The organism is Nocardia sp. NPDC058480 (assembly GCF_042720495.1).
Classification (GTDB): Bacteria; Actinomycetota; Actinomycetes; order Mycobacteriales; family Mycobacteriaceae; genus Nocardia.
Window position 1 is genome coordinate 117,905 of sequence record NZ_JBHXMN010000002.1, and the last position, 10,742, is coordinate 128,646.

General features: G+C 67.8%; 9 protein-coding genes. 7 read left to right on the forward strand and 2 right to left on the reverse strand.

What is annotated here, in order from left to right:
- Positions 1-110 precede the first annotated feature (110 nt).
- Both npt and truB read left to right on the forward strand, forming a co-directional pair.
- On the forward strand, positions 111-782 hold the full coding sequence (gene npt, locus ACFWO8_RS06025) for a 4'-phosphopantetheinyl transferase Npt (RefSeq protein ID WP_378944291.1): 672 nt from the start codon (positions 111-113) through the stop codon (positions 780-782).
- 20 nt (positions 783-802) lie between these two features.
- A complete protein-coding gene (gene truB, locus ACFWO8_RS06030) occupies positions 803-1,714 on the forward strand; it encodes a tRNA pseudouridine(55) synthase TruB (RefSeq protein ID WP_378946143.1) in 912 nt (303 codons plus the stop codon).
- An 89-nt stretch (positions 1,715-1,803) separates the two neighbouring features.
- Here truB and ACFWO8_RS06035 read toward each other — a convergent pair whose 3' ends face one another.
- Positions 1,804-3,294: an FAD/NAD(P)-binding protein gene (locus ACFWO8_RS06035; RefSeq protein WP_378944295.1), complete on the reverse strand. Its 1,491-nt coding sequence runs from the start codon at positions 3,292-3,294 to the stop codon at positions 1,804-1,806.
- 195 nt (positions 3,295-3,489) lie between these two features.
- Here ACFWO8_RS06035 and ACFWO8_RS06040 point away from each other — a divergent pair, with 195 nt between their 5' ends.
- Both ACFWO8_RS06040 and ACFWO8_RS06045 read left to right on the forward strand, forming a co-directional pair.
- On the forward strand, positions 3,490-4,605 hold the full coding sequence (locus ACFWO8_RS06040) for a LuxR C-terminal-related transcriptional regulator (RefSeq protein WP_378944299.1): 1,116 nt from the start codon (positions 3,490-3,492) through the stop codon (positions 4,603-4,605).
- 140 nt (positions 4,606-4,745) lie between these two features.
- A complete protein-coding gene (locus ACFWO8_RS06045) occupies positions 4,746-5,582 on the forward strand; it encodes a hypothetical protein (RefSeq protein WP_378944304.1) in 837 nt (278 codons plus the stop codon).
- A gap of 42 nt (positions 5,583-5,624) precedes the next feature.
- Here ACFWO8_RS06045 and ACFWO8_RS06050 read toward each other — a convergent pair whose 3' ends face one another.
- Positions 5,625-6,386: a metal-dependent transcriptional regulator gene (locus ACFWO8_RS06050; RefSeq protein ID WP_378944307.1), complete on the reverse strand. Its 762-nt coding sequence runs from the start codon at positions 6,384-6,386 to the stop codon at positions 5,625-5,627.
- A gap of 100 nt (positions 6,387-6,486) precedes the next feature.
- Here ACFWO8_RS06050 and ACFWO8_RS06055 point away from each other — a divergent pair, with 100 nt between their 5' ends.
- From ACFWO8_RS06055 to ACFWO8_RS06065, 3 genes are all read left to right on the forward strand, one after another.
- Positions 6,487-7,455, forward strand: coding sequence for a bifunctional riboflavin kinase/FAD synthetase (locus tag ACFWO8_RS06055; protein WP_378944310.1), 969 nt, complete (start codon positions 6,487-6,489; stop codon positions 7,453-7,455).
- Between the two features lie 127 nt (positions 7,456-7,582).
- Positions 7,583-7,852 (forward strand): 30S ribosomal protein S15, encoded by a 270-nt coding sequence (gene rpsO / locus ACFWO8_RS06060; RefSeq protein WP_056811493.1) that lies wholly within the window; start codon positions 7,583-7,585, stop codon positions 7,850-7,852.
- A 413-nt stretch (positions 7,853-8,265) separates the two neighbouring features.
- Entirely contained in the window at positions 8,266-10,539 is a 2,274-nt protein-coding gene (locus tag ACFWO8_RS06065; protein WP_378944315.1) for a polyribonucleotide nucleotidyltransferase, read from the forward strand.
- Positions 10,540-10,742 lie beyond the last annotated feature (203 nt).

Genomic DNA, 10,742 nt, shown 5'->3' on the forward strand with positions numbered 1-10,742 from the left:
CGGTAACTCACCGGGCACGAGCAAACCCGCCCACCCCGGTACCGCCAGACGCCCACGCTGCTGAACCAGCACCCGAGTCTGGCCAAAATACGCGGAGAGGCGGAACAGCAGTGCTGGAGAGGATATTGCCGAGGAGTGTGGCTTCGGCGGAGTTGTTGGTGTTTCCGGAGGAGTTGACAGCGCATCCCGCCGAGGAACACCTCATCGCCAAATCCGTGGAGAAGCGTCGCCGCGATTTCATCGGCGCCCGGCACTGTGCTCGCCTCGCCCTCGAACAGCTCGGTGAGCCGCCCGTCGCGATCGGCAAGGGTGAACGCGGCATGCCGCTGTTCCCGCGCGGCATTGTCGGCAGCCTCACCCATTGCGACGGATACCGTGCCGCCGCGATGGCGCACGCGCTGCGTTTCCGCTCGGTCGGGATCGACGCCGAACCGCACGGCACCCTGCCCGAAGGCGTGCTCGATTCGGTCAGTCTGCCCGAAGAACGTGAGTGGCTGTCCGCCACGCCCGGCGAGGGCCTGCACCTGGATCGGCTGCTGTTCTGCGCCAAGGAGGCCACCTACAAGGCCTGGTTCCCGCTGACGCTGCGCTGGCTCGGTTTCGAGGACGCGCATATCACCTTCGAGATCGACTCCCGCACAGACGATTCGGGATCGGGCACCTTCCACACGAAACTGCTCGTGCCGGGCCTGGCGAACGACGGCGGCGCCGCGCTGACCGAGTTCGACGGCAACTGGTTGATCGCCGACGGGCTGATCCTGACCGCGATCGCGCACGTCTGATGGCGGCGCGAGTGTCGCGGGTGGGCGAGCTCGGCGGTCTCGTGATCGTCGACAAGGACAGCGGGCTCACCAGCCACGATGTCGTGGCGCGCAGCCGAAAACTGTTGCAGACCAGGAAAGTCGGCCACGCGGGCACTCTCGATCCGATGGCCACCGGTGTGCTGGTGCTCGGGGTGGAGCGGGCCACCAAACTGCTCGGCCAGCTGCTCCTCACCACCAAGGCCTACACCGCGACGATCCGCCTCGGCCAGGCCACGAACACCGACGACGCCGAGGGCGAAGTCACCGCGACGACGCCCGCGGTGCACATCACCGACGACGAGATCGCGGCCGGTGTCGCGGCCCTGACCGGTGACATCGAGCAGGTCCCCGCCACGGTGAGCGCCATCAAGGTCGACGGTGAACGCGCCTACGCGCGCGTGCGCGCCGGCGAAGAGGTGCAACTGGCCGCCCGCTCGGTGACGGTGTCGCGCTTCGATATCCTGGCGCGCCGCGATATCGCCGACGGCGAATTCGTCGATGTCGATGTCGACGTCGAATGCACCTCGGGCACCTACATCCGCGCGCTGGCCCGCGACCTCGGCGCCGCCCTCGGCGTGGGCGGCCACCTGACGGCCTTGCGCCGTACCAGAGTCGGCCCCTTCACCCTCGAGCACGCCCGCACCCTCGAAGAACTGGCAGCTGCCGCCGAGGCGGAGCAACCGCTGCTCAGCCTCGATATGGACGCAGCTGTCCGTATCTCCTTCCCGCTCCGAGACATCGACGAATCGCAGGCCACCGACCTGCGTACCGGTCGCTGGCTCGAACCTGTCGGCATCAAGGGCGTCTACGCTGCCATCGACCCACGCGGCCGGGCGATCGCACTCCTGGAGGAGAGCGGTAAACGCGCGGGCTCGGTCATAGTGGTGCGCCCGAGGGGAATCGGCGACTGACCGGTGCGCCCGGTGCCGGTCGATCTTTCGACGACCGATGCCTGCTCGGGCTACGGTGGCCGCGGTGACGAATCCGCCGCCGACAGAGGTCAGCTGCGCACCGTCGCAGACGCCGCCTGTCGTCCGAGTTCTGGGCGGGGAGATTCCCTCGTCAGGTGCGCGGCCAGCATCGCCGCTTCGGCGGCGAGGCCGGGTGGATTGGTGGCGATGAACATCGAATCCGCTGCCAGGTTGCCGAGGACGTGCCAGGTGTCGGCGCGCAGTGCGCGGGTCCGTGGTTCGGCGCGTAGACCGCCCGTGGGTGCGAATTCCGCTGTGCCACTGTCGAGTAGGCCTGCCATCAGCGCCTCGGTGTCCTGCGGGGTGCGGTAGGCGGGTGGGTTCACGGCGTTGATAACGATGTCGGCCGGCCAGCTGGATTCGTCGGTCACCGTGAATGCGGAGTCGGCCGCCGTGATCGCCGTGATTCCGATGCGCAACCGGACCTGGCCCGAATCCACCAGGCGCAGCAGGATTTCCGCGTTGTGCGGGACCATCGGTGAGCTGAGACTGCTGATGGTGCGGTGATGGCCGGTGCGCAACATCGTCCGGTCGTCATCGGTGAGGGCGGGCCACAGGATCGGGCCCATCGTGCGAATCGCCATCGTGACCAGGCGTCGACCGAGCAGTGTGGAATCGACATCGGCGAGCTGGCGGCGCAATCGGTGTGTCGGGTCCTCGGTGCCGGTGGCCCGGATCTCGGCGGCGAACTCGTCGAAATCCTCGCCCAGGTCGGCCAGCTCGGCCCGTAGCAGCGAGACCACGTCGGTGAACTCGACCGGACCGCGCGCCGCCAGGTCCAGCGCGGCGGCCGGGGTGAGGTGTCGCGGTGTCAGTGGTTGTGGACGTTGCTGCACGAAGGGCAGGATGCCGCTGCGCGACAACAGGGTGATCGGACCTCGATGGCCGTTCGCGGTCAATGAGGCGGCGATGTCGACGGCGGTCAGGCCGCTACCGATCACGGCTACCCGAGCTTCGGGTCCCACCTCGGTGAGGGTGTGCGCCAGTGGATACGGCTCGTCGATGTAGCCGGGCGCGCCGGTCAATCCGTACCGGTCACGAGGGCGGCCGCTGCCGACACAGAGCGCCACACGATCGACCGGATGCGCCGCCCCGCCCTCGGTGCGCAGCACCACCGGCTGTCCTGCGGCGACGCCGGTCACCCGGTCGTTCACGACGCTGACCTGCCATCCGTCGCGCCGCAACCCGTCGATCGACGCCCGCGCCGATTGTTCCAGGTACTCCCCGTACAGCGCGCGTGGCACGATCGGCTGACCCAGCCCGGGATCGACGAAGCGCCCGGCATCCGGGTGCTGCGTCAGCCACCGCTCGAAATGCCCACGATCGTTGGCTCGCACGGACATCAATCCGGGCGGTGCGTTCACCCGCACCGCGGGCACGTCGTGCTGGTAGGCACGGCCCCGCCACAGCGCCGACGTACCCTCGAACACCGTGATCGTGCCTGGTTCTCGGTCGGCGGACGCGAGCGCGTCGAGCAGTCCGACCGCGGCCACTCCCGCACCGATGATCCCGATTCGCATATCGACTCCTGTCGTCAGACGGCATTGCCGCACAAGCTCATTCGATGGCGTGACGACGTGTGTCGATGTCGTGCGCGCTCGTTGTTCAGCGTGGTCGCGCGCGGGCCGCTGCGAAATCCCGCGTTTGCGGGATGTGCCGGAAGCCCCCTCGATTGCGGGATGGCCACGGGTGCTCAACCCGACGACAATCGATGAATGACCGCCCCGGCTTCGCCCTCGATGACCGCCCTGCTCACCGGGGTCGCGGCCGCGCCGGACGCGCACGAGTTGTTCGCGCGGACCTCTACCCGACTGCGTCGGACGGTGGGGTTCGATGCCGCGGTGTGGGTGGCCACCGATCCGGTCAACGGTCTCACCACCGCGCCGGTGCGGGTGGAGAACCTGCACGAGGGCGGCTGCGGGATCTACTGGGAGTCGGAGCTGTTCGCCGAGCACGTCAACTTGTTCCGCGATCTGGCGCTGGCACCGGTACCGGTGGCCGGATTGCGCGCGGTGACAGGCGACCGGCCGACGCTGAGCCCGCTGTATCGAAACTTCATGCGCCCGCGTGGCTTCGGTGACGAGTTGCGGGCCGTGCTCCGCGTGGACGGGCAGGGCTGGGGACAGGTGAGTCTGTTCCGGGAACGCGGCAGGCAGGCGTTCGCCGCCGCCGATATCGCGGTGCTGCAAGCACTGTCGGCCCCGATGGCGCGTCGGCTGCGTAGTTTCGCGCGACCGGCGACAACGGGCTCGGACGGCGTCCACGCACCCGGCCTGCTGCTGTTCGGCGCCGACGGCGCACTGCTCTCGGTGAACGACGAGGCCCGTGAACTGCTCGCGCTGATGCCGCCGGGCCCGTCGACGACGACCGATACCGGACTCGAATTGCCCTTGCCGGTCTGGATTCTCAGCACCGCGGGGCGTGCGCGGCTCACCGGCGACAGCGCCCGCATCCGAATCCGGACCCTGACCGGGCAGTGGCTCGTCTGCCACGCCTCGTGCCTGCGTGATGTGAACGGCGAACCGACGACCACGGTGCTGGTGATCGAACACGCGACCCCGTCCGACGTCGCCGCACTCGTCGTCGCGGCCTATGAACTGACCCGCCGCGAACTGGAGGTCACCGAACTCATCGCGGCGGGGCTGTCCACCGCGGGCATCGCCCGGCACCTGCTGGTCTCCGCGCACACGGTGCGCGACCACGTGAAGTCCATCTTCGACAAGACGGGCGTCACCAGTCGTGGTGAGCTCGTCGCGGCCTTGTTCACCGAATACCGGCAACCGGCGTCCGAACCGGTCACGCTGCGTGTACTCGACGGGCACGCCAGCTGAGCCGCGGCCCCGAATCCCTGGAGCGTCGCGGCACCTTGCCGGTGAGATCAGGCTGTCAGTGGCACTGGACGCGTGGCTAACGCCCTGTCCGGAACAGGCGATAGCGAAGATATATAGCTTTCGCGTCGGAGGGGCAGACCATGACTGCGATCAGGAAGACCTGGATCGGTGTCGTCGCCGGTATGACGATAGTGCTCGCGGGCTGTGGCAGCGGCGATCCGCAGGGTCCGGCAGCGCCGCGTCCGACGACCACGATCACCGCGCCGAATTCGGTCACCGCTCCCAGCGCTGCTCCCGCGGTCACCCAGGCCGGGCCGCCGCCTGCCGCTTCTCCTGGCGGACCGCCGAATTCCGTGGGTGTCCCCACTGCGCCCGCGGTGACGGCCAGGCCGCCCGAACCCGCGACCGGCACTGTCGTCCTGCGCACCGTGACCCTGTCCGGCATCCCTGTTCCCGGTGTGCCGGTGCACCTTTCGCTGCAGCAGCCGTGTGATCCGTCGAGCAATGACATCCCCGTCGGTGAAACGGTGGAAACGGTACGCCGCGACGGTGTCACCGACGAGCAAGGCCGGGCGGCCTTCATCACCGAAATCGGTTGCTATCGCTTCGGGATGACCGCGCCCGCGGGCACGAACCCGGTCCCCGAGGGCATGCACACGCTGTTCCTGGTCACTCCGGGTGGCACGGCCACCGGCCAGCTGCGCTTCCAGGACACGCCACCCGAACCTGCCCCTGCCTGCGCCGAATCCACCATCGAATCCGAGCTCGGCGTCGATCCAGGACCCACCGCGACCATCCCCGACTGCGATGGGCAGTGGGGTGTCATCCGCTGGGATACCCCCGGCGACAACCAGCGCGTTATCACCCGCACGTCAGGAACCTGGACCACCTACGTCATATTCCCCCATGACACCTGCTGGGCCGGCGCCGCCGCCGACGGCGTACCGGACCGCCTGCGCACCTACTTCAACTGCTGATCCATCGGACATGGGTCAGCCGGTCGGCAGGGTTCCGCGGACCTACGTAGTGAGCCAAATAGCTTCGGCGGCAAGGGTTCCCAGCTCGGTAGGGGTTTCGGCCGAGGCGATGTGGACGGCGATGGTGCCGGCGAAATCGCGCCTTTCCGCTACTTCGATGGTGGTGTCGAGGGCGATGCCGACGGAGTCGAAATAGCGCAGCATGGCGGGGTCGGAATCGGAGATGCGGGCTACCCGGCCGGATTCTCCCGCGGCGAAGTCGCTGAGTTGACGGGCCGGGGGAGTGGGCACAGCGCCGTCGGCGGACGGGATGGGGTCGCCGTGGGGGTCGCGGTCGGGGTAGCCGAGTTTCGCGTCGATGCGGGACATGAGCAGGTCCGAGACGGCGTGTTCGAGGACCTCGGCCTCGTCGTGCACCTCGTCCCAGCCGTAGCTGAGTTCGTTCACCAGGAACGTCTCGATGAGACGGTGCCTGCGCACCATCGCGACTGCGGCGCGGCGGCCGTGTTCGGTCAGGGTGATCGCGCCGTAGCGGGCGTGTTCGACCAGACCCTGATCGGTGAGCTTGCGCACCGCCTCCGACACCGTCGAGGCCGACACGCCGATTCGCTCGGCCAGCAGCTTGGTCGACACCTTCTCCTGCGACCACTCCTGGGCGGTCCAGATGACCTTCAGGTAATCCTGTGCCACCGCCGACAGTTCGGGCGCGATCGTGGCGGCGAGTTCGGCCTGCTCGGCGGGTTGCGTCAGCGCGCTGCGGGTCGCGACATCTCGTTTAGCTGGCACATCACCAATGTTAGGCATCCCTGGCCCGAATGACACATCGGCGAACCGGCACGGCGCGCACCGATGATCGGTCACACCTGAATTCTGTTCGGGGACCGCTTTGCGTAGGCTTCGCTCTGTGCAGAGATGGCGAAGTCTCGACGACGTGCCCGCGGACTGGGGGCGTTGCGTTCTCACGATCGGCGTGTTCGACGGGGTACATCGGGGGCACGCGCAGCTGATCAGCCGCGCGGTCGCCGCGGCGGGCAAGCGTGGTGTTCCCTCGGTCCTGATGACCTTCGATCCGCACCCGATGGAAGTGGTGCGACCCGGATCGCATCCCGCACAGCTGACCACGCTGACCCGCCGCGCGGAACTGGCCGCCGAACTCGGGATCGACGTGTTCTGCGTGATGCCGTTCACGCAGGATTTCATGCAGCTCACCCCGTCCGATTACGTGCACGACCTGCTGGTCGAACGTCTGCACGTCACCGAGGTCGTGGTCGGCGACAACTTCACCTTCGGCAAGAAGGCCGCGGGCACCGTCGACACCATGCGCGAACTCGGCGAGCGGTTCGGCTTCGAGGTCGACGGGGTGACCCTGCTCGGCGAACACGCCGTCACCTTCTCCTCCACCTATATCCGTGCCTGTGTCGACGCGGGCGATATGGCCGCGGCGGCCGAGGCGCTCGGGCGCCCGCATCGTGTCGAGGGTGTCGTCGTGCACGGCGACGGTCGCGGTCGCGGGCTCGGCTTCCCGACCGCCAACGTCGCCCCGCCGATGCACGCCGCGATCCCGGCCGACGGGGTGTACGCGGGCTGGTTCACCGTGCTCGGGGCAGGCCCGACCATCGGCCAGGCCGCACCCGGCGAGCGCGCGATGGCCGCCATCTCGGTCGGCACCAACCCCACGTTCTCGGGCCGCGCGCGCACCGTCGAAGCGTTCGTCCTCGACGGTGAGGCCGACCTCTACGGCCAGCACGTCGGTGTCGATTTCGTCGAACAACTGCGCGGGATGCGCAAGTTCGACTCCATCGACGATCTGGTCGAGGCCATGGGCCGCGATGTCGAGGCCGCGCGCAAAGTCCTCACCGCCGCCGACGCCTGAGCCCGGATTTACCTCGCCACCACGTGTCGAGTAAAGTGGCTCCTCGGGTTTGCTGCGGTCCGCGGTGGCGCCCATCCCGGGTAACCGGACCTTCGAGCGCGGAACTGAAAAATAGGAGTCGAGCCACATGGCGCTGACCACTGAGCAGAAGTCGGCGATTCTCGCCGAGTACGGCCTGCACCCCACCGACACCGGCTCGCCGGAGGCGCAGATCGCGCTGCTGTCGAAGCGGATCTCGGACCTGACCGAGCACCTGAAGCAGCACAAGCACGATCACCACACCCGTCACGGCCTGCTGGCCCTGATCGGTCGTCGTCGCCGCCTGTCGAAGTACCTGCAGGCCAACGACATCAACCGCTACCGTTCGCTCATCGAGCGCTTGGGTCTGCGTCGCTGATCTGAATCAGACACGCCTCCTCGTCGAGGCGGTCGACACCTAGCCAACGAGAAGAAGTACACTTCTTCTCGTTGGCTATTCGTGTATTCGGGGACCATCGGGTTCCCGGCTGCACTACAACATGTGACAGCCGTATGTACCCGTCCGCGTGGCGTCGGTCTTCGGTAGTGGCCTTTCGGCAGGCGTTTCCCGCCGCCGTCGGGCTTCGATCGATGATCGCCTCCGCGTCGCCCCTCTTGTGGAATGTTCCAGCCAAGGGGATCCGGCCGGGTGCTGCGCGTGGCAGCCAGGAGGGTTTCCACGTGTCCGTGTCCGGTACGGCTGACGACAGCTGGGTTCGCGCCCACCAGGGGAAAAAATACGCCTGGAAACGGCAGCGCGACCAGCGAGACGAGAGGTCGAGAGAAGAGAATATGACGCAGACAACTGAACGCCCTTCGACTGCGGTCGAGGTCGAGCCCGGAGTTTTCGAGTCGGTCGCGCTGATCGACAACGGTAGCTTCGGCACCCGCACCATCCGCTTCGAGACCGGCCGTCTGGCCAAGCAGGCCGCGGGTTCCGTCGCCGCCTACCTCGACGACGAGACCATGCTGCTGTCGGCGACCACCGCCGGTAAGTACCCCAAGGACCAGTTCGACTTCTTCCCGCTGACGGTCGATGTCGAAGAGCGCATGTACGCCGCGGGTCGCATCCCCGGCTCGTTCTTCCGTCGCGAGGGCCGCCCCTCCACCGACGCCATCCTGACCTGCCGCCTGATCGACCGGCCGCTGCGCCCGACCTTCATCGACGGTCTGCGCAACGAGATCCAGGTCGTCGTCACGGTCCTGAGCCTCAACCCGGCCGACCTCTACGACGTGGTGGCCATCAACGCCGCCTCGGCATCGACTCAGCTCTCGGGCATCCCGTTCTCCGGCCCGATCGGTGGCGTCCGCGTCGCCCTCATCGGTGGCCAGTGGGTCGCGTTCCCGACCGTCGAGCAGCTCGAAGGCGCCGTGTTCGACATGGTCGTCGCGGGCCGCGTCACCGACACCGGCGACGTCGCCATCATGATGGTCGAGGCCGAGGCCACCGACAAGGTCATCGCGCTGATCGAAGACGGTGCGCAGGCCCCGACCGAAGCCGTGGTGGCCGAGGGTCTGGAGGCCGCCAAGCCGTTCATCGCGCGCCTGGTCCGCGCCCAGGCCGACCTGGCCGCGCTGGCTGCCAAGCCGACGCAGGAGTTCCCGCTCTTCCCGCCGTACGGCGCCGACGTGTTCGAGGCCGTCGAGGGCACCTCGAAGGTCGAGCTGAACCAGGCGCTGAGCATCGCCGACAAGCAGGCCCGCGAGGCCCGCATCGACGAGATCAAGGCCGAGGTGCTCGGTCGCCTCGGTGACGACTTCGTCGGTCGCGAGAAGGAACTGGGTGCCGCGTTCCGCTCGGTCACCAAGAAGCTGGTTCGCCAGCGCATTCTCACCGACGGTTTCCGCATCGACGGTCGTGGCCTGGCGGACATCCGTCAGCTCTCCGCCGAGGTCGACGTGATCCCGCGCGCCCACGGTTCGGCGATCTTCGAGCGTGGCGAGACCCAGATCATGGGCGTCACCACCCTCGACATGGTGAAGATGGCGCAGCAGGTCGACTCGCTCGGCCCGGAGACCTCCAAGCGCTACATGCACCACTACAACTTCCCGCCGTTCTCCACCGGCGAGACCGGTCGCGTCGGTTCGCCGAAGCGTCGCGAGATCGGCCACGGCGCGCTCGCCGAGCGTGCGCTGATGCCGGTGCTGCCCTCGCAGGAGGAGTTCCCCTACGCCATCCGTCAGGTCTCGGAGGCGCTGAGCTCCAACGGCTCCACCTCGATGGGTTCGGTCTGTGCCTCGACCCTGTCGCTGCTCAACGCCGGTGTGCCGCTGAAGGCGCCGGTCGCGGGTATCGCCATGGGCCTGGTCTCCGACACCATCACCAACGACAAGGGCGAGGACGAGGTCCGCTACGTCGCGCTCACCGACATCCTCGGTGCCGAGGATGCCTTCGGCGACATGGACTTCAAGGTCGCCGGTACCCGTGACTTCGTCACCGCCCTGCAGCTCGACACCAAGCTCGACGGCATCCCCTCGCAGGTGCTCGCCGGTGCGCTGAACCAGGCACACGACGCCCGCACCACGATCCTGGACGTGATGGCCGAGGCCATCACCGATCCGGACGAGATGAGCCCCTACGCCCCGCGCGTGACGGCCATCAAGATCCCGGTCGACAAGATCGGCGAGGTCATCGGGCCCAAGGGCAAGATGATCAACCAGATCACCGAGGAAACCGGCGCCAACATCTCCATCGAAGATGACGGCACCGTGTTCGTCGGTGCGACCGATGGGCCGTCGGCCCAGGCCGCGATCGACATGATCAACGCCATCGCCAACCCGCAGCTGCCCAAGGTCGGCGAGCGCTTCCTCGGCACGGTCGTCAAGACCACCGCCTTCGGTGCGTTCGTTTCGCTCCTGCCGGGCCGCGACGGTCTGGTGCACATCTCCAAGCTGGGCAACGGCAAGCGCGTGGCCAAGGTCGAAGACGTGGTCAACGTCGGCGACAAGCTGCGCGTGGAGATCGCCGATATCGACAACCGCGGCAAGATCTCGCTCATCCCGGTCGAGGACGAGGCCGCTGCCGCCGAGCCGGCCGCCGTCGAGGAGACCACCGAAGCCGAGTAGGCCTCGCTCCAGCTGACTGACGAAACCCCCGCCGTTGTACGGCGGGGGTTTTGTCGTTCTCCGGCGCCGGACGGGTCCGTGATCTGGATCACGATGATGCAACGGTGATGCAACGTTGTCTCGCTTAGTGTGTCCGGACACAGTAAGAATCTGTGTCGACAGCCGTGATGCCGCCCATCGAGAGCGGCGCGCCGACCGCTGTC